The sequence below is a fragment of the Synechococcus sp. CCY9201 genome, assembly GCF_034931105.1.
Classification (GTDB): Bacteria; Cyanobacteriota; Cyanobacteriia; order PCC-6307; family Cyanobiaceae; genus CBW1002.
Genome location: NZ_JAYGIC010000095.1, coordinates 1 through 19,548 on the forward strand (window position 1 = coordinate 1; position 19,548 = coordinate 19,548).

Below are 19,548 nucleotides of genomic sequence, written 5' to 3' on the forward strand. Positions count from 1 at the left end.
ATGTGCTGAACCGCGCTGGTCTGGGCATGGAAGTGATGCACGAGCGCAACGCTCACAACTTCCCGCTCGATCTGGCCGCCGCTGAAGCCACCCCCGTGGCTCTGATGGCTCCTTCGATCGGCTGAGGTCAAGCTTCAACCAACAGGCGGTTGAATCATCAATCTCCTTTCTCGCCCTTCTCTCAAAGAGAAGGGCTTTTTTGTGTCTTGGGCTCGGATCGATCTGATCCATCAGCCGGTAAAGCGGTCAGCCGGTAAAGCGATCAGCCGGCGAAGCGATCGGCCGCGGGGCCGCATACCCCCACATCCGCGCAGAACAGGCCTCCGGCCAACGGCTGCTGGGCGCAGGCCTCAGTCCCGAGCCCGCGGCGCGCCGTGGTGATGAACAGACGATCCAGGGAGGGGCCTCCAAAGCAGCAGGAGGTGATCTGGGTGCAAGGCAGATCCACGATGCCGATGCAATCGCCGGTCTTGGGGTTCCAGCGGGTCACGGCCGAACCTCCATACAGGGCAATCCAGAGCATGCCCTCCTGATCGATGGTCATGCCATCGGGAAGGGCGTTCCAGTCGGCGGGAATCTGCAGGCAGATTCGAGCAGGGCCGGCAAGCTCACCACCAGGGGTGATGGGATAGGCCACCACCTGCAGTGAGGGGGAATCGATCAGATAGAGACAAGACGCCTCCAGGTCCCAGGCCAGACCATTGGAAATGCTGAGGTTGGGCACCAGGCACCGACTCTGCAGCGATGGCTCCAGGCACCACAAGGCACCGGCCCCCGGGGTGAAATCCATGGCCATCGAGCCCGCCCAGAAGCGGCCCCAGGGGTCGCACTTGCCATCGTTGAACCGGTTCAGGGGTTGATGGCGTTCCGGATCATGCAGCGCCGTGAGCTGGCCAGAGCTGGGATCGAGTCGGTGGAAGCCGTTGGCGCAGGCCACCAGCAGATCTCCCCGCTCCGTGGGGACCACACAGCCCACCATGCTGCCCAGATCGAGCCAGCGATTGTCACGGGTCTCCACGTCAAACAGACCGACCCGGTTCGCCTCGATATCAACCCAGAGCAGACGATTGGTCTCCGCCCACCAGGTCGGCCCCTCACCCAGCAGCGCGCGGGCGTCCAGAACGCACTCGGCGGACCAGCGGGGGAGCGAAGCCATCGACGGATCACCGCTGGCCGGAGTCTGACGCGTTGCTCTCTGCTCAGCCGGAAGGGGTAATCAATTTAGGTTGACGCCGATGCCGATCGCCCTCGGCCATCCCGCCGCTGACCCTGGATGATCGCCTCCATCACCCTGTTCACGATCATGTTCGCCCTGGGGATGGGCCTGCAGCCCCAGGCCTTCGGGTCCATCCGTGAACGGCCGGCCCTGTTTGCCCGTGTGCTGGTGGGCTCCTGCGTGGTGGTGCCCCTGATCGCCCTCGGGCTGCTGCTGCTGCCGATCAGCGCCGCCCTCTCCACACCGGCTCGCCTGGCCATCGCCTTGATGGCGATCTGCCCGAGCGCACCTCTGACCCTGCGCAAGGCTGGCAAGAAGGGGGGCGACCGGGAACTGGCTGCGGTGCTGCAGGTCGGCGCCGCCGTGACCGCGATCGTCTCGATCCCCGTTCTGGCGGATGTGTATCGGGCCGCCTTCGCGGTTCAAAGCTGGGATCTGGGCCCCCAGGAAGTGGCCCAGCAGGTGGGCCTGTCCCAGGTGCTGCCTCTGCTGCTGGGGTTGGTGCTGCGCCAGCGCTGGCCGCAATTGGCGCAGCAGTGGCAAGGGCCGCTCGACAAGCTCGCCAACGCCCTCCTGGTTCTGCTGCTGGCCGTGGTACTCGTCACCACGGGCCCCCTGCTCCTTCCCTTCGTGACCGCCAACTGGATCGCCCTGGGATTGATGGCAACCCTGGTGGCGCTTTGCCTGGGGCTGGGCTATGGCCTCGCGGGAGCCGCACGTCACGAGCGGATCACAGTCTCCCTGGTGACCTCGATGCGCAACCCGGGTCTGGCCCTGCTGTTTGCCGGCACCTATGCCCCTGAGATGCCAGCCATCAAGATTGCCATCCTCGTTTACGTGCTGGTCACCGTGGTGCTGTCGATTCCCTTGCTGCAGACGCTGAACCGTCAGCCAGTCCAGGCGAAGGCGAACAGTTGATGGGCGCTAACCGCCCCCAGCCAGGGTCTGGCTGGGAAGCTCGCCGAACAGACGGCGGTAGTCGCGGGCGAAATGCCCCGCGTTGAGAAAGCCCCAGCGCAGGGCCAGGCCACCGATCGTCACCGCCCGGGGATCGGCCGTCAGCAGCTCGCGCCGGATGCCATGCAGGCGATGCAACTTGATGTAAGCCATCGGTCCCATGCCGAGATGCTCCTGGAAACCCTGGAGCAGGCTGCGGCGGCCAGCATGAAGCTGGCGGCAGAGGGCATCGAGCGTGATCGGCTCCTGGGGATGCTCCCGCACCCACTGCTGGGCCTGCTTGACCAGCTCAAGCCTGGTGGGAGCTGGGAGGAGGCTGGCCTGGCAGCTGGAGCCCTGAACCATCGCCTCCAGCACCAGGGGCAGCAGGTCGCGGCTGAGCCCTTCGGGCGGCGGCACGGGGCTGGTCAGCAGGGCCAGCAGGAACCCTCGCAGACGACGATGGCGTTCGGGGCTGATCGCGAGGCAATTCGACGCAAGACCGGTGGCTTCGATATCAGCCCAGCCGAGGTCGGTGCTGCAGCGTTTCAAACGACTGGGCTGCAACAGGATCACACCAAGATCCAGAACTTCCGGCGTGGAGAGGTGAACGTCTGAGCGAACATCGAGACCGAACAGCATGTCGGGACCCACGGCCACACCATGCGCCCGCAGCGGAGTAAGGCTGGGGCCAGGGCTCTGGGTGAGATCGAGGGCCAGCACCTGCTGATCAGCGGGCTTCGGTCCAGCGACATGGAGCCTGCGGTTGAGCTGTAACCGCATCAGCCGCAGAGGTCCGAGCCGCCTCAGGGCCAACTGTCCGCGCATGGGGCCATCAGACAGCTGGCAGATCTGCAGATCCAGGCCGGCCTCTGAGAGATGAACGGCCAGCTGTTCAACCCCGTCGAACGAACGCGGCCGATCCATGAAGGCTTGCACTTTTTGAGTGCCCCAAGCTTGCCACCCTCTGCACCATGGGTCAGTGGTGTTTTAGACGCCCTCTCCCGCGCCCCTGAGCGACAGCCATGCCCAACGGAAAGCCCAACGTCCTGATCCTCTGGGGCGACGACATCGGCCAGAGCAACCTCAGCTGCTACAGCGATGGGCTGATGGGGTACCAGACCCCCAACATCGACCGGGTGGCCAAAGAGGGAGCCCGCTTCATCCACTACTACGCCGAGCAGAGCTGCACCGCCGGCCGGGCAGCGTTCATCTCCGGCCAGAGCGTGCTCCGCACCGGCCTCAGCAAGGTGGGTCTGCCCGGCGCCAAGGTGGGCTACCAGGACGAGGATCCCACCATCGCCGAGCTGCTCAAGCCCCAAGGCTACCGCACCGGTCAGTTCGGCAAGAACCACTTCGGGGATCGGGATGAATACCTGCCCACGATGCACGGCTTCGACGAATTCTTCGGCAACCTCTATCACCTCAATGCCGAAGAAGAGCCGGAGCTGCGCGACTATCCCCCCGAAGCTGATTATCCCAACTTCCGCAAGAACTTCGGTCCCCGCGGCGTGTTGCACTGCTGGGCCAATGGCGACGGCACCCAGCGGATCGAGAACACCGGCCCGCTGACCAGGAAGCGGATGGAGACGGCCGACGAGGAGTTCATGAAGGAGGCCAAGCGCTTCATCAGGGATGCGGTGGCCTCCGGCGAGCCCTTCTTCGTGTGGTTCAACACCACCCACATGCACTTCCGCACCCATGCCAGGCCGCAGGACATCGGCCAGTCGGGGCGTTGGCAGTCGGAGTATCACGACGTGATGATCTATCACGACAACTGCATCGGCCAGATGCTCGACCTGCTCGATGAGCTGGGCATCAGCGACGACACGATCGTGATGTACAGCACTGACAACGGTCCCCACATGAACAGCTGGCCCGATGCCGGCATGACCCCCTTCCGCAACGAGAAGAATTCCAACTGGGAAGGGGCCTACCGGGTGCCGTGCCTGGTGCGATGGCCCGGCCACATTGAAGCCGGCACCCTGCTGACCGGCATCGTCAGCCATCTCGACTGGCTACCCACCATCCTGGCGGCCGCCGGCGAACCGGAGATCAAGCAGAAGTGCCTCGAGGGTTACCAGGCGGGCAGCAAGACCTTCAAGGTGCACCTGGATGGCTACAACATGCTCGACTACTGGACCGGGAAGACGGACAAGAGCCCACGGATCGACTTCTTCTACTTCTCCGACGACGGTGACCTCACCGCCCTGCGCTACGACAACTGGAAGTTCGTGTTCATGGAGCAGCGTGCCACCGGCACTCTGCAGATCTGGATGGAGCCTTTCACCGTGTTGCGCGTCCCCAAGATCTTCAACCTGCTCACCGATCCCTATGAGCGGGCCGACATCACCTCCAACACCTACTTTGACTGGCTGCTCGACCATGTCTTTCTGCTGGTTCCAGCTCAGGCGAGGGTGGCCCAGGCCCTGGAGACCCTCAAGGCCTTCCCGCCCCGCCAGAAGGCGGCCAGCTTCACGGTGAGCGATGCGATCGACAAGATCACCTCCACCCTCGGAAGTTCCTGAGGCCGGCCATTTCCGTCAAGGCCCCATGTCCACCTGGGCCACTGTCTTCACAGCAGGCCTGTCTTCAAAGCAGGCCTGTCTTCAGCGGCCATATCTTCAGCGACTCCGGCCTCAAGGGCCCTGACACATCGCCCCTCTCGCATCGCTCCACTTGGCCAGAACCGCCCGCCAGACCAGCACCATGCAGCCCGGGAAAAACCAACCCGGTCGCCCCCCGGCCCGCGACATGGTGTGGATTCCGGGGGGCGCCTTCTGGATGGGCTCCGATGATCACTACCCCGAGGAGGCTCCGGCCCACCGGGTGACCGTGGAGGGGTTCTGGATCGACCGAACCCTGGTCACCAACACCCAGTTCCAGAAGTTCGTGAAGGCCACTGGCCACATCACCCTGGCGGAACGGCCGGCCGATCCGGCCGACTATCCCGGCGCCGACCCGGCGATGCTGCAACCGTCCTCGATTGTATTCGCACCGCCAGATCGGCCTGTGGGGACAGGAGATCCCTACCGCTGGTGGACCTACCAGCCCGGCGCCAACTGGCGCCATCCCGAAGGACCGGGCAGCTCGATCAAGGGGCGTGAACACCATCCTGTGGTGCACGTGGCCTATGAAGACGCGCAGGCCTACGCCACCTGGATCGGGAAACAACTTCCCACCGAGGCCGAGTGGGAGCGGGCCGCCCGCGGCGGGTTGGATCAGGTCGAGTTCGCCTGGGGGAGCGAGCTCCATCCGGGCGGCCGCATGCTCGCCAACACCTGGCAGGGGGAGTTTCCTCACCAGAACACCCGCGAAGACGGCTACGAGCGCACCTCCCCGGTGGGGGCGTTCCCCGCCAATGGCTACGGCCTGTCTGACTGCATCGGCAACGTCTGGGAATGGACCGTGGATTGGTATCAGCACCACGGTGCCGATGCCGAGATCCAACGCCATCAGCGCCAGCCGAAAGAGGGCTGCTGCACCATCCCCAACCCCAGGGGCGGCTCCCGCGAGGCCAGCATTGACCCCACCTCCCAGCACCTGGGCATTCCCCGCAAGGTGGTCAAAGGGGGCTCGTTCCTTTGCGCCCCCAGTTATTGCCGCCGCTATCGACCGGCGGCGCGCATGGCCCAGGGCATCGATACCTCGACGTGTCATATGGGCTTTCGCTGCATCGTGCGGAGCTGATCAGTGGCGCTGACAACCCTGATGGAGATGGGGATGAATCAGATCGCAGAAACGCTGCGGCTATGCCTGGAGTTTCTGTCGGTGCTGTGCGTGGCCACTGGCTTGGTGATCACGTTGCTGCAGGGATTCTGGCCCCAGGGATTCTGGCCGCAGGGATGTCGCCATCGCGTCAAGCGCCGCCAAGACCAGAGATCATTAAATCGAGCTCGGCTGACCTTCGGCAGCTGGCTGTCGTTGGCGTTGGAATGTCAGCTGGGTGCCGACATCGTTGCCACAACCACGGCACCGTCCAAGCAAAATCTGATCCAATTAGCCTCCATTGCCGTGATCAGAACCTTCTTGAATATCTTTCTGGCGAGGGAACTTGAAGCAGAGCAAACTTTTGAAGACAACACCACAAAGCTGGCAACGGTTCTCGGCCAGGAATCAAAATGACCGCCAATCTCAACAACGAACTAGCCAAGGAGCGCAGCCGGGCAGCCGCCGAGCGCACCATGATGGCCTGGATCCGCACCTGCCTGTCGCTGATCAGTTTCGGGTTCGGCCTCGACAAGATCATCGGCGCCATCGAGCGCTCGCGCTTTGAAGGCAGCTCCCATGCCAGCATGAGTGTGCGATTGGTGGCAATCGGATTCGTACTCACAGGCATTCTGGCGATGGCGGCGGCAACTCGCCAGCACCTGCGCGTGCTTAAACGATTGATGCGTGACGACTTCGTATATGTCAATCAGACATCGATCGCCATCTTCACGGCTGTCGCGCTGACTCTGATCGGCATCGTTGCCTTGGCCCTGTTGATTTCCGGAGCCTCTGTCTCCCGATGATGAGCTGAAACCTCAGGCCGCCTCGTAACACTTCAGTTCTGCCGCATCATTCACCATGCCTCCCATCATCACCTGGTTGGTGAGTGCCACCATCTTTACGGTCATGTTTGCCCTGGGGCTGGGGCTGCACGGATCCTCATTCGCCTTGACGCGGCATCACCCCGGTGTGCTCAGCCGGATCCTGATCGGCACCTGCCTGCTGGTTCCCCTCACAGGGCTTCTGCTGCTGGAGCTTCCTGTGGCGGAAGATCTTTCCACCGCGGCCAAGTTCGCCATCGCTCTGATGGTGATCTGCCCGAGCGCCCCTCTGGCACTGCGTCGGGCGAGTGCGCAGAGCAGATCGGCCGAGCTGGCGGCCCGGATTCAGGTATCGGCAGCCATAGTGGCGATTATCTCAATTCCCTTGCTGGCGCAACTGTTCACCGCGATCAAACCGGTGACGGGGTGGAACATCAGCCCGGTTGAAGTCGCCCTGCAGGTCACCCGGGTTCAACTGATACCGCTGGCAGCGGGGCTGCTGGTGAAAACCTGGAGACCTGCATGGGCAGAGCGATGGAGCAGCACCATCAACAAAGTGGCCACGGCGCTGCTGGTGCTGATGATCGTGGTGTTGCTGGTGATCACAAGCGGCGACCTGATTCCATTCCTGACGAAGAATAGTCTCGGCCTGGCCTTCATGATCGCCATGGTCGTGATCAGCTTCGGCATCGGCTATGGCTTGGCCGGGCCTGGACCGAACGAACGACCAGTTGTCGCTTTGGTGACGAGTACAAGGAACCTGGGACTGGCAGCTCAGCTTGCCGTGGTTTATGGGTCAACCATTCAAGGGCTGATTCCTGCCGTGCTGTCGTACACATTGATCAGCCTGGTGTTCTCCACAATTCTCCTGAATCTGTTGGCGCGCCGAACAAACAGCCCGCTGAGCTGAGTCATCCCCAAGGGGGGCAGACACTTCAGTTGGGGGCGTCTTTGCTGGGTGATCCATCGAACACAATCTGGTCATACTGCCAAAGGCGCCTGAAGAAACGAAGGGCCCGCTTCTCACCGCTAGCCATCTTCGCCGTCTGCACAATCTCGCCCAGGGTTCGCTCCCCATCGATTGCGCCCAACAAACTGGCCTGGTCGCTGTCGATCGGGAGGATCAGATCAGAGCAGGTATGGGCCTGGTTGAGCAGGATCGCCGTTGCACCAGCTGGAAGTCGCTCCCGTACCTTCAGCGTCCAGGGAATCCGTAGCGGGATCAGACATCTCCAGCCATCGCCACGGCGGGAACGGTCCTGCGGAGCCAGGGGATCGGGCCGGTTGATTGCAGCATCCTCCTGCCGAAAAGCCGTGAAATAGTGCTTGGTGATCGTTCCCCGGAACAGTTCCACCGCCGCATGCTGGGACGGAGACGGCAGTGCTCCCAGCTGCGCAGCATGGGGTGTCTGCGCCACCACACCACACTGGGGCAGATAGGGAGCCTGCTCCATCCAACGGCCAAAGGCCATGCCGCATCGGTCGAGCCACGCATGCAACTGGGGAACGCTGTAGGCCCGGTCCTGGGGATGGAGGAGCGCGTCGGCGAGCGCATCAGGATGCAGAAAGTCCTTGGTGGCGCGCATCACATTGGCGAGGGGATGCTGCGGGGGAAGCCTCTGCAACGTGGCGCTGAGGGCCTTGAGATCCTGATCGGAACTGCCGATGTCCAGCAAACGGCAATAGTCCTGCAGCATGTAGAGGCCCGATCGTCCGTAGAGGGCATAGACCATCAACTGCATGGCCCCCTGGGGTTTCAGCACATCCCGCAGCGCTTTCAATCCCTGGTCAGGATCAGGCAAGTGATGCAGCACACCGGTGCAGATGATCTGATCAAACCTCTGGTTCAGCTCACCAATCTGCTCAATCGGCAGTTGATGGAGCTTCAGGTTGGTGATTCCGTGTTTCTGCTGAAGCAGGCGTGTATGGCAGAGGCTGGCTTCGCTGATGTCGATCCCCACCACCGTTGCATCTGGCTCCCTCAGGGCGATCGCTGCAGCCTGGGAGGTGCCGCAGCCTGCCACCAGAATCGTGCGGGAGGCCCGATAGGGAAGGGTCGGCCAGAGCAGGCGAAACATCACCCGGCGTCGCAAGGGATCGCGATAGAGCTCGACGAGGCGATCGAGATCCTTCGGAGGCGCAGGATAGGGATGGCGTTCGTAGAACGTTTGAACGGCAGTCATCAACGAGGCGCCATCAAGCAAGAAACCGTGGTGTGAGGCCCTTTCAGAAGAAGAACTTCAGGCCCACCTCGACACCGTTCTGATAACTGGTATACCCACTGGCTCGACTACTGGCGCCGTTGTCGTAGTCAATCCCCAGATAACGCCAGGAGACATTGAGATCCGTGTTGTTGCCCACCGCATAGCCAAGGCCCACCTGGGCATTGCCGGATAGATCCCTGGCGCCGGAGAGCCCCCAGCCCCCCACATCGGCACGGGCGAAGGCGCGCAGCTTCGGCGAGAGAAACACCGTGGCCTGGGTACCCACCAGAGGTTGCACCCAGGTTCGGCCGAAGCTGCCCTCCCGTTCCACACGCAGCCCACGATCACCATTGCCACGCACCTGAGCCGAGACATCCAGGTTCGCCTGGAGCAGCCGAATCCCGGCGTAGGGAATCACGCTGTAAGCCCCCGGCTTGCCGATCGCGGATTCCGGCGCACCGAAGCGGTAGCGGAGGGCCAGGTCATACATCCCCTGAATGGCGGTGAGCGACCCCTGCCCGGTGAAACGCCCCCGACTGGTGGTGCGGGTGGTCTGATCCCCGACCCGGGCATAGCTGAGATCGGTCAGCAGACCGATGCGGCCATATTCAACGCTGCCACGCGCCGACGTGGCCCACTGGAGGCGTGAGATCAAGTCGCCGAGATCAAGATCCGTGTCGGCCGAGAAGCCCCGAATCGTTGTGGTACCGGTCAGGCGAATCGGCAGAAATCCATACAATTCAACCGTGCTCGCCCAGACCTTTGGATCCGCCTCGATTCGGGCCTGCTCCGGGACCGGCATGGGCGACTCCGCCGGAGCCTCCTCGATGGGTTGTGTCTCCAAGGGCTCAGTCCATCCAGGCAAACCTGTGGTGATCAGCCAGACCCCCAGAACACATCCACCAAGCCGATCTGTTGCGAACCGAACTGATCGATTCATTCGACAGGGCCCGTCTAGAAGCATGCGGTAACAGAAACGTATCCAATCTTACCTCAGCAAACTGGTCAGATTCGGGGCCAAAGCCCATTGCCCATTCGTAACAAGCAGCCCCGCAGCAGCGCCACTCTCCTAAACCTGATCCACTCAGGAGTCGTCCGGCTCCCCCACCGTCCCCAGATCCCACCGATGGTCAGGTTTTGGCTGCGTCCTTGGTTTCGGCTGTTCCATGCCCTCCTGATCGCACCCCGGCCACCGCGGCGGGCAGAACGAGCGGGGCTGACGCTGGCGGCGGGGCTGCTGGCGGGGCTATTGGTTTGGGGTGGCATGGAGGGCCTGTCAACGGCCGCCACAGGTGCTGCTCCAGCCACGGACAGCAAGCCATGGTGCAGTGCAGAACCTGCCTGGATCACGCTGGAAGGCCGCCAGGTGCTGCAGATGCGCTCAGCGATCGGAGCGCAGGACCTTAATGAGGTTGTCCGCCGGGGCAGCGCGGCGCTGCTGCGGGTGGCGCAAGACAACACGATTCAGCCCAAACAGATCGAACTCTTGCAAGACGATCCCTATACACAGATCGGGATCAAGGGGGACAAGCCGGATGTCTTCGTCCGCCTTCTGGCCATCGATGATCGCGTTGCTCAGTGTTTTGACCTCACCCGCGAGGCCTTGGCGACCCGCTACCGCGATCAGATCCGGGGCGCCATCAGCTCTTACCGCAGCAACAACAGTCTCTCCAGCTGGTTGCGTGGCACGGCACTGGCTCTGCTGGTGCTGGGGATTTACGTGCTCTGGCTCCGCTGGCAATCGGCATTGCATCGACGCCTACAGCAGAGCATCTCCCAACTGCATGAAATCCAGCTGGGTCGATTCCAGATCGGCGCCAATGCTCTTCTCAGTGCAGCCCAGGTCACACGGATTCTGAGCCTGACCCTGCGCATCACCCACTGGAGCCTGCTGCTGCTGATCAGCTACCTGCTGATTCCTCTGCTGCTCGGCCTGTTTCCGCCCACCAGTGCGATGGCCGAAGGGCTGCGGGCCCAACTGCTCAGCGTGATCAGTGCCGTGTTCGCGGGGGTGGTGAATTCCATTCCCGATTTACTGACCATCGCCTTGATCCTGGCCCTCACCATCAGCGTGATGCGGTTCAGCACCTTCTGCTTCAACGCCCTGGAGCGGGGCCAGCTGCGCTTCGCCTGGTTTTACCCCGAATGGGCGCGGCCGACGGGCCGGATCGCGGCCGTGCTGATCCTGGTGGGCGGGCTGGTGATCGCCTATCCCTACATCCCCGGCACCAGCACCAAGGCCTTCCAGGGTGCGGGCCTGTTCGTGGGTGTGCTGGCGGCCCTCGGCTCCAGCGCCATCGCCTCCAACATCATCAGCGGGCTGATGCTGATCTACACCCGCGCCTTCACCGAGGGAGACCGGGTGATGATTGAAGGTGTGGTGGGGCTGGTGCAGGAACGGGACCTGCTGGTGACCCGGATTCGCACACCACGCAATGAGCTGGTGAGCATTCCCAATGCCGCGGTGATTGCCGCCTCCGTGACCAACTACAGCTTTTCCCGCCGCGAACTCAGCACTCCTGTTGCCCTGTCCACCACCATCACCATCGGATACGACGTGCCGTGGCGGAAAGTGCACGAACTGATGTTGTCGGCCGCCAGGAGTGCACCGGGAATTTCAGAGGAAATCGAACCGTTCGTGCTGCAGACCGCGCTCAACGACTTCCATATCAGCTATGAGCTCACCGCCTTTGTCAAAGATGTGGATCTCTACCGACGCACCCTCTCCGATGTGCTGGCAGCACTGCAGGATTGCTTCGCGGCCGCCGAAGTGGAGATCCTCTCGCCCGGCTATCACGCCATCCGCAACGGCAATGCCAGCACCTTGCCCAAGAGCGAAGACTGAACCCAAGCGGCCTGAAGCCAGGTGCCCCGTCGTCTTCGCTGCGGCGGCAGGAGCGTCCCCTACGCTCGCGTCAACGTGACGCCGCCATGGGCAGCAGCTTCGGCACCCTGTTTCGCATCAGCACCTTCGGTGAATCCCACGGCGGCGGCGTCGGGGTGATTGTCGACGGCTGCCCGCCGCGGCTGCCGCTCGATCTGGAGGCCATCCAAGCCGAACTGGACCGGCGCAAACCGGGGCAGAGCCGCATCACCACACCCCGCAAGGAGGATGACCGGGTCGAGATCCTCAGCGGCCTGCTGGACGGTGTGACCCTGGGCACCCCCATCGCCATGATGGTGCGCAACAAGGATCAGCGCCCCGGCGACTACAAGGAGATGGCGGTGGCCTTTCGGCCGTCCCACGCCGATGCCACCTACCAGGCCAAATACGGCATCCAGGCCCGCAGTGGCGGTGGCCGGGCCTCGGCGCGGGAAACCATCGGCCGGGTGGCCGCCGGCGCCATTGCCAAGCAACTGCTGGCCCACTGCCATGGCACCGAGGTGCTGGCCTGGGTGAAGCGGATCCACACGATCGAGGCGGCCATCGATCCAGCGACGGTGACCCTTGAGGCCGTGGAATCCAACATCGTGCGCTGCCCCGATGGCGAAAGCGCCGCGCGCATGATCGAGCGGATTGAAGCGATCGGGCGCGACGGGGATTCCTGTGGCGGCGTGATCGAGTGCGTGGTGCGCCAGGCGCCGCTGGGGCTGGGCATGCCGGTGTTCGACAAGCTCGAAGCCGACCTGGCCAAGGCCGTGATGTCGCTGCCCGCCACCAAGGGCTTCGAGATCGGCTCCGGCTTCGGCGGCACCCTGCTCAGGGGAAGCGAGCACAACGACGCTTTCCTGCCCAGCGACGACGGCCGCCTGCACACGGCCACCAACAACTCCGGTGGGATCCAGGGCGGCATCAGCAACGGTGAGGAGATCGTGCTGCGGGTGGCCTTCAAGCCCACCGCCACGATCCGCAAGGAGCAACAGACGATCGATGCCAGCGGCGCCGCCACCACCCTGGCGGCCAAGGGGCGCCACGACCCCTGCGTCCTGCCGCGGGCGGTGCCGATGGTGGAGGCGATGGTGGCGCTGGTGCTGGCCGACCACCTGCTGCGCCAGCAGGGCCAGTGCAGCCTCTGGTGAACTCAGCAGCGCCACCAGGATGCAGGTTGAGATCAGTCAGTCGCGGTTCAATCTGCCGCCGTCGCCGCTTCTGATGCCGGCCCGATGCGGCCGAGCTCGACAAGCAGGAGCCGCAAGGGCTCCAGAGGGTCGACGGCTGCGTCAGGCTCCTCCCCCGGGCAAGGCAAGTCGTCTGAACGATCCAGGCTGAGCGACGAGCCCAGGGCCACCGCATCGACGCCGCTGCGCAGCCAGGGGATCGCATCCGCAGGCGACAGGCCGCCTGCCGCGATGCAGAACGGCAGGGCGCCGAGCGGCGCTCGCAGGCCTGACCAGTAGGCGCGTCCCAGTGCGTGCGCCGGAAAGAGCTTCACCAGCGGAGACCCGAGCAACCGGGCCTGATGCACTTCGGTGGGGCTCATCACGCCAGGCACCAGGGTGATGCCGGCCGCAGCCGCCTGCTGCACCAGCTCGCCATCCAGGATCGGCGACACCACGTAGGAAAAGCCCGCCGCTGAGCAATCAGCCAGGGCTTCGACCGTGCAGACCGAGGCCGCCCCAAGCCTCAGACCTGGAAAGGCTGCGATCAACTCGCGGCATTGGGGGCGCCAGTGCGGAGACTCCTGGAAGGCCAGTTCAACATGACGCAGGCCGAGCTCGACCAGCCGCTCCAGAAGCGGAGCGGCATCAAGCGGGGCTTGGGGACGTAGAACCAGCAGCAGCGGCTGCCTCCGCAAGCTGGGAATCAAGCCGGCCGGATCAGCGGCAACCGCAGCGGAGGGCCTCAAAGGAGAATCACAGCGAGACGGATCCACCGGTGCCAGTGCCGGTGCCGGTCAAGCGCACCGGATCAACAGATCGGTCACACGTATTCGGCCACACGCACATCGCGGCGCACCAGCAACTCCTGCAGATCCTCGGCGTCCACAGTCTCCTTCTCCACCAGCATTTCGGCCAGTTCATCAAGGACGGGGCGATTGGAGCTCAACACCTCGTTGGCTCGTTTGTAAGCCTCAGCTACCAGCTCGCTCACCTCCTCATCGATCGCAGCAGCGGTGTCTTCGGAGAAATCGCGCTCGGCAGCAATATCGCGGCCAAGGAACATGCCCCCCTGACTGCGGCCCAGGGCCACAGGGCCGAGCCGATCGCTCATGCCGAAACGAGTCACCATCTGGCGGGCCACCCGAGCCACCTGCTGCAGGTCGTTGGAAGCGCCGGTGGTCACCTCATCTTCGCCGTAGACGATCTCCTCAGCGACACGGCCGCCCAGGGCAACAGCCATCTGGTTCTGGAGATAGGCGCGGGAATAGAGGCCAGACTCCATGCGTTCTTCGCTGGGGGTGAAGAAGGTGAGGCCGCCGGCGTTGCCGCGGGGAATGATCGAGATCTTCTGCACCGGGTCGTAATCCGGCATCAACGCGCCCACCAGGGCATGGCCGGCTTCGTGATACGCCACCAGGCGCTTGCGCTTCTCACTCATCACCCGATCCTTCTTCTCCGGACCAGCCATCACCCGCTCGATGGCATCGTTCACCTCATCCATGGAGATCTCAGTGAGCTGGTGACGGGCCGCCAGGATCGCCGCCTCATTGAGCAGGTTGGCCAGGTCAGCCCCGGTGAAACCGGGGGTGCGGCGGGCGACCTTGTCGAGGTCTACATCCTTGGCCAGGGTCTTGCCGCGGGCGTGCACCTCAAGAATCTGGAGGCGGCCAGAGTAATCGGGCCGGTCCACCACCACCTGGCGATCGAAACGACCGGGACGCATCAGGGCCTGATCCAGCACATCCGGACGGTTGGTGGCCGCCACGATGATGATGCCGGTGTTGCCCTCGAAGCCATCCATCTCGGTGAGCAGCTGGTTGAGGGTCTGCTCCCGTTCGTCGTTGCCACCACCAAGGCCGGCGCCGCGCTGACGACCCACCGCATCGATCTCGTCGATGAACACGATGCAGGGGGCATTCTTCTTGGCCTGCTCGAACAGGTCGCGCACGCGGCTGGCGCCGACGCCCACGAACATCTCCACGAATTCCGAACCGGAAATCGAGAAGAAGGGCACGCCGGCCTCGCCGGCAACGGCTTTGGCCAGCAGGGTCTTGCCGGTGCCTGGAGGGCCCACCAGCAGCACGCCTTTGGGGATCTTGGCGCCAACGGCGGTGAAGCGATCCGGATTCTTGAGGAAGTCGACCACCTCGGTGAGCTCGAGCTTGGCGCCTTCAATGCCGGCCACATCGCCGAAGGTGACCTGGGTCTGGGGCTCCATCTGCACCCGCGCCTTGCTCTTGCCGAAGCTCATCGCCGGGTTACCGCCGCCGCCCTGGGCGCGGCGCAGCAGGAAGAACAGACCACCGAGCAGCAGCAGCGGGAAGATCAGGCTGCCCACGGCCTGCTGCCAGGCCGCAGGTTCGCGGCTGGGCTGCACGGCGATGTCCACATCGTGATCCGTGAGCAGCTTGAGCAGGTCCTTGTCAGGAGCGAGGTTGACCACGGCGCGGCGGCCGTCGTTCTCCACCACCTGGGCGGTGCCCCGATCAGGGGAGATCAGCACACGCGAGACCTCGTTGCCTTGAACCGCCTCGACAAAATCGCTGTAGCGGAGCGTCCGAGGCGCATTGGCCGGATCAGGGCGATCCAGGAAGGCGGTGCCCACCGCTATCACCACCACGGCCAACAGGACGTAGAGCCCTGCATTACGCCAACCCTTCTTCGCCACTCGACTCTCCGCTCAAGGAAGTAAAGGAATGTTAACCGCCCTCAGGATCGGGCGGTTGGGGGCTCCTTTGGGAGCCTGGGCCTGACGCTCAGCCGGCCGCCGCCCGCAGCACGTCGACCACGCTCCGGAAAGCGAACCACTCGGGGATCTCCTCGCCGCCGCGCAGCATCTGGCGGAACTGAGTGCCGCTGAGCTTCCTCACGTGCAGGCCGCGAGCCTCAGCGTGCTCGGCGGTCACGTAGCCCTCCTCCTCCGTGTAGACGAGGTTGAGCGACGGCACGGTCTCCATCCCCAGTTCAGAGGCATTGTCGCGGGCGAAATCCTGAGCCTGGTAGGGACCGTAGAAATCGTCACCACTCAGGGATGACTTGCAGCCGGCCATGTCGCGGCCGATGATGAAATGGGTGCAGCCGTAGTTCTTGCGGATGATCATGTGCTGCAGAGCCTCCCGCGGGCCGGCCATGTGCATCGAATACGGCAGATAGGCCCAGCGGATCCGGGGGTTGTTCACCTCCGCCGCCAGCCGCTCGTAGGTCTGGAACCGTACGGCACCGGAGATGTCGTCGTCCTGGGTGGGGCCGCAGGTGGGGTGCACCAGCACCACGCCGCCCTTGCTGACGTTGGTGGCGTCCAGGGCCCGCGTGAACAGTTCGTAGTGGGCCCGGTGGATGGGGTTGCGGCACTGGAACGCCACCACGTCTTCCCCCGGCGGCAGGGTGGCGCGCACCTCAGCCGGCGTCTTGCAGGGGAAGACGCGGGTCGGCAGTTCCAGCCCCTGCACCCGTCCACCCAGGTAGTAGCGGCCACGCTCGGTGGCGATCATCCGCACGGCCGGGTGCTCCAGGGAGGTGGTGCCATAGCAACCCTTGGCCTCCTTGACCTTGTCCGGCTCCCAGCGGCTTTCGACCGTGAGCACCGCCAGATCCTGGCCTCGGTAGGTGAGCAGCAGCCGATCGCCCACGGCGATCGAGGCATCGCTGGTGTCGAACACGATCGGCAGACCAAACAGCAGACCGCTGGTGGTGCGGTGCGTCTCGACCACTGCGTCGTAATCCTCCTGGTGCATGAAGCCGCGCAGCGGCGAGAAGCCCCCAACCACCAGCAGTTCCACGTCGCAGGCGTTGCGGTCGCTGCACTCCACCACCCGATCCACGCCCGTCTTGAGCGCCTCTCGCTCGGCCGCCGGCACCATCAGATCCACCAGGCTGCCGCCATGCGGGCCGATCAGACCCTGGGCAGCGGGAGTCGCGGACTCGGCAACCGACATGGAGATCCCAAAAAACGTTGGGACGATTCTCCCAGACCAGCCCGAGGCGGCTCCGGGGGTGGCCATGAAAAAGGGGCCTCGAAGGCCCCTACGCACTTCAATCAGCCGGTCAGGGGATCAGACCTGCTCAAGGCGGCCGTAGAGCTCGCCGCTGATCTTCACATCCACAGCCTGCTTACCACCCATGTCGGTGTCGGAGGGCTGAACAGCCGTGAACACACCGGCGAATTCACCACTGGAGGGATCCACCTTGGTGATGGAAAACTCCATGGTGCCGGTGCCGTCGATATAGCGCTTCACGTTCTCCTTCACCAGCTCCTCGTCGTCGCCCACGGGCACCAGACCCACAGCACTGCTGTAGCCGGTGGTCAGGCCGCGGCCCTTGGGATCGAGGAAGTTGCTGGTGCGGTAGCTCGGGGCGCGGTAGCTACCGGTGAAGTCGGTGCTGGTGCTGATGGCGGCGCCATCGGCCTGGGCCACCAGCTCCTTGCTCGAGAACATGAAGGGCACTTCCTCGCCCCCTGGCATCAGAACGGTGATCGGCTGGAAGTCGATCCCGCCGAGTTCCTTGAAGGTGAGTTGGTCGCCGTCCACGGAGAGGTCGCCGTAGACCTGATCCAGGCTGGAGGTGTAGCGGGTCAGGATTCTGCCGGCCACGAACTGCGCTTCCTGACGCTTGTTTGCCGGTTCTCCTTTGACGAAGACCTCATTGGGGTGCAGGCAGATTTCGCGCAGCTGGTACTTCGTGCCGGCATCGAGGCTGATCGAGCCGCGGGCCGAATCCGGCAGGGTGGGGCAATTGTTGGCGAGACCCGTGTTGTGGATGTCGTCGTAGGTGAGGTTGGCCCGATCAACAGCCTTGGCCCCACCGCTGCACGCGGTCACCAGGGTCAGGCACAGGGCCAGCACGAGGGCCAGCAGGGGACGGAAACGCATCGGGAGAAGCCGCAAGGGCGGAGGATGGAAGGCGGGAGAGAGGAGAACAGGAAGCGCCGAGGCGGATCTTACCGGTGGCAAACCCGCATTCCCGGTAGCATCACAAGGCTCTCAACAACCTGTATGGGGGGAGCCGTCCCCTTTGACAAGAAGCGTCACCGCATGAGTCTCACGAGCCAGCAGCAGGACCACCTCCGCACCCAGCTGGCTGCTCTCGAAACCATGGCCGCAGAGCTGCGCAACGACCCCGAGTCCCTGCTGGATCTGCTGCGCCAGTTGGAGCAGACCCATCGCTCGATTCAGGATGGTCCCTTCCGCGGCAGCCTGCCGGCCGATCGCAACAGGCTTTTCGGTGTTCTGAAGCGCATGGAGGAGACCGGCGGCTGGCCCTACATCCCCCGCCTGCAGCTGCGCACCTTCATGGATCTGCTGCAACAGGATCGTCCTGAGGAGGAGCATCCCCTGGCGGCTTGAACGGCCGCTGTGGGAGCAACACAGCCAGGGCATCCAGCAGCCGATGGGCGACCGCCAGCTTGCCGGCGGGTCCGATCGGTGTGACGGCCTCGCCCGGGCCCAGCAGCCAGCCCTGATTGGTGACTGAGCCGAAACCGGCACCAGCCTGATCAATGGGATTGGCGAAGAGCAACTCACACCCTTTCCGGGCGAACTTTGCGCGGGCCTGGGGCAGCACATCGCCGGAGTGGGCTGCAAAGCCGAGAATCGGCTGGCCATCGGGCCGCAGCTCCTGGCGGCGCCTCACCAGGCCCGCCAGCAGATCAGGCACCGGTTCCCAGCCGCCCTGGAGAAGCGCCTCCAGCTCATGCTTGGCCGGCTTGTTCGCCAGGGGCTTGGCGCGGCGGTGATCGGCCACGGCGGCAGCCATGACGATGGCGTCGTGGCCAGCCTGGCGAGCCTCCAGTTCGTGCTCCAGCTCGGCGGCAGTGGTGATGGCATGGCAGCTGAGACCATCGAGCAGCTGCGGATCCAGCGCCAGCGGACCATGCAGCAGGGTCACAGCCGCCCCCCGCAGACGGGCCGCCTGGGCCAGCAGTACCCCCATCCGGCCGGTGCTGGGATTGGTGAGGCAGCGGGCCGGGTCGAGAAACTCCCGGGTGGGGCCGGCGGTCACCAGCAGCTGGCGGCCGTGCCAGTCCCGCCGCCACCCGTGCAGGGCCAGCGATTCGAGCGCCAGCAGCAGTTGGGCGGGTTCGGCCATGCGCCCGTCACCCACCCGGTCACAGGCGAGCAATCCGGCGGCGGGGCCCAGAGGCAACACCCGCTCGAACCCCTGCAACATCTCCCAGTTGCGCCGCACCGCCGGAGAGCCCCACATCGCCGTGTTCATGGCCGCAGCAGCCACCACCGGCGCCTCGCAGGCCAGCAGAACGCAGGAGAGCAGGGTGTCGCCCAGGCCATGCACCCAGCGGGCCAGGCTGGAGGCGCTCAGGGGAGCCAACAGCACCAGCTCCGCCCATTCGGCCAGCTCCACATGCAGAGGCCGTGACGCCTGCCTGCTCCAGGCATCGGCCTCGAGCAGGCAGGGGTGCCGGCTGAGACTGGCCAGGGCCACAGGACTGACCAGCTGAGCCGCGCTGGGGGTCAAGACGCAACGCACCAGGGCGCCCCGCTTGGCGAGGGCGCTCACCAGGAGCGGCAGTTTCACAGCGGCGATGCTGCCGCTGATCAGCACCAGGATCCGGCGACCCTCCAGCGGGTCAAACCCGGGAAGCGCAGCCACGGCGGGGAGG

At 64.4% G+C, this 19,548-nt stretch carries 18 protein-coding genes and 1 pseudogene; 10 read left to right on the plus strand and 9 right to left on the minus strand.

Annotation, left to right across the window (positions count from 1 at the left end; all coding sequences use genetic code 11):
- Positions 1-125 (plus strand): annotated as a pseudogene (locus VB716_RS09490) (photosystem II q(b) protein); the annotation flags it as partial.
- A gap of 137 nt (positions 126-262) precedes the next feature.
- Here the strand turns inward: VB716_RS09490 and VB716_RS09495 are convergent.
- Positions 263-1,156 carry an SMP-30/gluconolactonase/LRE family protein gene (locus VB716_RS09495; protein WP_323270314.1) on the minus strand — a complete coding sequence of 298 codons (894 nt, stop codon included), beginning with the start codon at positions 1,154-1,156 and terminating at the stop codon, positions 263-265.
- Positions 1,157-1,273: 117 nt separating this feature from the next.
- On the opposite strand from VB716_RS09495, the gene VB716_RS09500 reads away from it, so the two are divergent.
- Positions 1,274-2,134: a bile acid:sodium symporter gene (locus tag VB716_RS09500; RefSeq protein WP_323270315.1), complete on the plus strand. Its 861-nt coding sequence runs from the start codon at positions 1,274-1,276 to the stop codon at positions 2,132-2,134.
- 6 nt (positions 2,135-2,140) lie between these two features.
- On the opposite strand, the gene VB716_RS09505 is transcribed toward VB716_RS09500, so the two are convergent.
- Positions 2,141-2,980, minus strand: a complete 840-nt coding sequence (locus VB716_RS09505; protein WP_323270316.1) for a helix-turn-helix domain-containing protein — start codon at positions 2,978-2,980, stop codon at positions 2,141-2,143.
- A gap of 197 nt (positions 2,981-3,177) precedes the next feature.
- Here VB716_RS09505 and VB716_RS09510 point away from each other — a divergent pair, with 197 nt between their 5' ends.
- The 5 genes from VB716_RS09510 to VB716_RS09530 all read left to right on the plus strand — a co-directional run bounded on the left by VB716_RS09510 (position 3,178) and on the right by VB716_RS09530 (position 7,594).
- Positions 3,178-4,680 carry an arylsulfatase gene (locus tag VB716_RS09510; protein WP_323270317.1) on the plus strand — a complete coding sequence of 501 codons (1,503 nt, stop codon included), beginning with the start codon at positions 3,178-3,180 and terminating at the stop codon, positions 4,678-4,680.
- Between the two features lie 181 nt (positions 4,681-4,861).
- Positions 4,862-5,842: a formylglycine-generating enzyme family protein gene (locus VB716_RS09515; RefSeq protein WP_323270318.1), complete on the plus strand. Its 981-nt coding sequence runs from the start codon at positions 4,862-4,864 to the stop codon at positions 5,840-5,842.
- 3 nt (positions 5,843-5,845) lie between these two features.
- Positions 5,846-6,277, plus strand: a complete 432-nt coding sequence (locus VB716_RS09520) for a DUF1622 domain-containing protein (RefSeq protein WP_323270319.1) — start codon at positions 5,846-5,848, stop codon at positions 6,275-6,277.
- Positions 6,274-6,666 carry a YidH family protein gene (locus VB716_RS09525; RefSeq protein WP_197157172.1) on the plus strand — a complete coding sequence of 131 codons (393 nt, stop codon included), beginning with the start codon at positions 6,274-6,276 and terminating at the stop codon, positions 6,664-6,666. The genes VB716_RS09520 and VB716_RS09525 overlap by 4 nt, the downstream gene beginning before the upstream one ends.
- A gap of 103 nt (positions 6,667-6,769) precedes the next feature.
- On the plus strand, positions 6,770-7,594 hold the full coding sequence (locus tag VB716_RS09530; protein ID WP_323270329.1) for a hypothetical protein: 825 nt from the start codon (positions 6,770-6,772) through the stop codon (positions 7,592-7,594).
- 25 nt (positions 7,595-7,619) lie between these two features.
- On the opposite strand, the gene VB716_RS09535 is transcribed toward VB716_RS09530, so the two are convergent.
- A complete protein-coding gene (locus tag VB716_RS09535; protein WP_323270320.1) occupies positions 7,620-8,867 on the minus strand; it encodes a class I SAM-dependent methyltransferase in 1,248 nt (415 codons plus the stop codon).
- Positions 8,868-8,910: 43 nt separating this feature from the next.
- The gene (locus VB716_RS09540; protein WP_323270321.1) at positions 8,911-9,732 is read right to left on the minus strand and encodes a hypothetical protein; all 822 of its coding nucleotides are present in this window, start codon (positions 9,730-9,732) and stop codon (positions 8,911-8,913) included.
- Positions 9,733-10,014: 282 nt separating this feature from the next.
- Between VB716_RS09540 and VB716_RS09545 the strand changes: the two genes are divergently transcribed.
- Complete coding sequence (locus VB716_RS09545) at positions 10,015-11,733, plus strand: mechanosensitive ion channel family protein (RefSeq protein WP_323270322.1); 1,719 nt, start codon at positions 10,015-10,017, stop codon at positions 11,731-11,733.
- Between the two features lie 86 nt (positions 11,734-11,819).
- On the plus strand, positions 11,820-12,908 hold the full coding sequence (gene aroC, locus VB716_RS09550) for a chorismate synthase (RefSeq protein WP_323270323.1): 1,089 nt from the start codon (positions 11,820-11,822) through the stop codon (positions 12,906-12,908).
- A gap of 47 nt (positions 12,909-12,955) precedes the next feature.
- Here aroC and VB716_RS09555 read toward each other — a convergent pair whose 3' ends face one another.
- The 4 genes from VB716_RS09555 to VB716_RS09570 all read right to left on the minus strand — a co-directional run bounded on the left by VB716_RS09555 (position 12,956) and on the right by VB716_RS09570 (position 17,800).
- Positions 12,956-13,675, minus strand: a complete 720-nt coding sequence (locus tag VB716_RS09555; protein ID WP_323270324.1) for a bifunctional 4-hydroxy-2-oxoglutarate aldolase/2-dehydro-3-deoxy-phosphogluconate aldolase — start codon at positions 13,673-13,675, stop codon at positions 12,956-12,958.
- Between the two features lie 74 nt (positions 13,676-13,749).
- Positions 13,750-15,597, minus strand: coding sequence for an ATP-dependent zinc metalloprotease FtsH3 (ftsH3, locus tag VB716_RS09560; RefSeq protein WP_197157185.1), 1,848 nt, complete (start codon positions 15,595-15,597; stop codon positions 13,750-13,752).
- 88 nt (positions 15,598-15,685) lie between these two features.
- The gene (gene sat, locus VB716_RS09565; protein WP_322757729.1) at positions 15,686-16,864 is read right to left on the minus strand and encodes a sulfate adenylyltransferase; all 1,179 of its coding nucleotides are present in this window, start codon (positions 16,862-16,864) and stop codon (positions 15,686-15,688) included.
- A 117-nt stretch (positions 16,865-16,981) separates the two neighbouring features.
- A complete protein-coding gene (locus tag VB716_RS09570; RefSeq protein ID WP_197157189.1) occupies positions 16,982-17,800 on the minus strand; it encodes a photosystem II manganese-stabilizing polypeptide in 819 nt (272 codons plus the stop codon).
- A 162-nt stretch (positions 17,801-17,962) separates the two neighbouring features.
- Here VB716_RS09570 and VB716_RS09575 point away from each other — a divergent pair, with 162 nt between their 5' ends.
- On the plus strand, positions 17,963-18,274 hold the full coding sequence (locus VB716_RS09575; protein ID WP_197171675.1) for a hypothetical protein: 312 nt from the start codon (positions 17,963-17,965) through the stop codon (positions 18,272-18,274).
- Here VB716_RS09575 and coaBC read toward each other — a convergent pair.
- The gene (gene coaBC, locus VB716_RS09580; RefSeq protein WP_323270325.1) at positions 18,219-19,538 is read right to left on the minus strand and encodes a bifunctional phosphopantothenoylcysteine decarboxylase/phosphopantothenate--cysteine ligase CoaBC; all 1,320 of its coding nucleotides are present in this window, start codon (positions 19,536-19,538) and stop codon (positions 18,219-18,221) included. The two genes, VB716_RS09575 and coaBC, sit on opposite strands and share 56 nt — an antisense overlap.
- Positions 19,539-19,548 lie beyond the last annotated feature (10 nt).

What these genes read in the sequence shown, in the direction of transcription:
- VB716_RS09495 (WP_323270314.1), bottom strand. Translation starts at nt 1,156, where the DNA reads ATGGCTTCGCTCCCCCGCTGGTCCGCCGAGTGCGTTCTGGACGCCCGC.
- VB716_RS09500 (WP_323270315.1), top strand. Translation starts at nt 1,274, where the DNA reads ATGATCGCCTCCATCACCCTGTTCACGATCATGTTCGCCCTGGGGATG.
- VB716_RS09505 (WP_323270316.1), bottom strand. Translation starts at nt 2,980, where the DNA reads ATGCGCGGACAGTTGGCCCTGAGGCGGCTCGGACCTCTGCGGCTGATG.
- VB716_RS09510 (WP_323270317.1), top strand. Translation starts at nt 3,178, where the DNA reads ATGCCCAACGGAAAGCCCAACGTCCTGATCCTCTGGGGCGACGACATC.
- VB716_RS09515 (WP_323270318.1), top strand. Translation starts at nt 4,862, where the DNA reads ATGCAGCCCGGGAAAAACCAACCCGGTCGCCCCCCGGCCCGCGACATG.
- VB716_RS09525 (WP_197157172.1), top strand. Translation starts at nt 6,274, where the DNA reads ATGACCGCCAATCTCAACAACGAACTAGCCAAGGAGCGCAGCCGGGCA.
- VB716_RS09530 (WP_323270329.1), top strand. Translation starts at nt 6,770, where the DNA reads ATGTTTGCCCTGGGGCTGGGGCTGCACGGATCCTCATTCGCCTTGACG.
- VB716_RS09535 (WP_323270320.1), bottom strand. Translation starts at nt 8,867, where the DNA reads ATGACTGCCGTTCAAACGTTCTACGAACGCCATCCCTATCCTGCGCCT.
- VB716_RS09545 (WP_323270322.1), top strand. Translation starts at nt 10,015, where the DNA reads ATGGTCAGGTTTTGGCTGCGTCCTTGGTTTCGGCTGTTCCATGCCCTC.
- aroC (WP_323270323.1), top strand. Translation starts at nt 11,820, where the DNA reads ATGGGCAGCAGCTTCGGCACCCTGTTTCGCATCAGCACCTTCGGTGAA.
- sat (WP_322757729.1), bottom strand. Translation starts at nt 16,864, where the DNA reads ATGTCGGTTGCCGAGTCCGCGACTCCCGCTGCCCAGGGTCTGATCGGC.
- VB716_RS09570 (WP_197157189.1), bottom strand. Translation starts at nt 17,800, where the DNA reads ATGCGTTTCCGTCCCCTGCTGGCCCTCGTGCTGGCCCTGTGCCTGACC.
- VB716_RS09575 (WP_197171675.1), top strand. Translation starts at nt 17,963, where the DNA reads ATGAGTCTCACGAGCCAGCAGCAGGACCACCTCCGCACCCAGCTGGCT.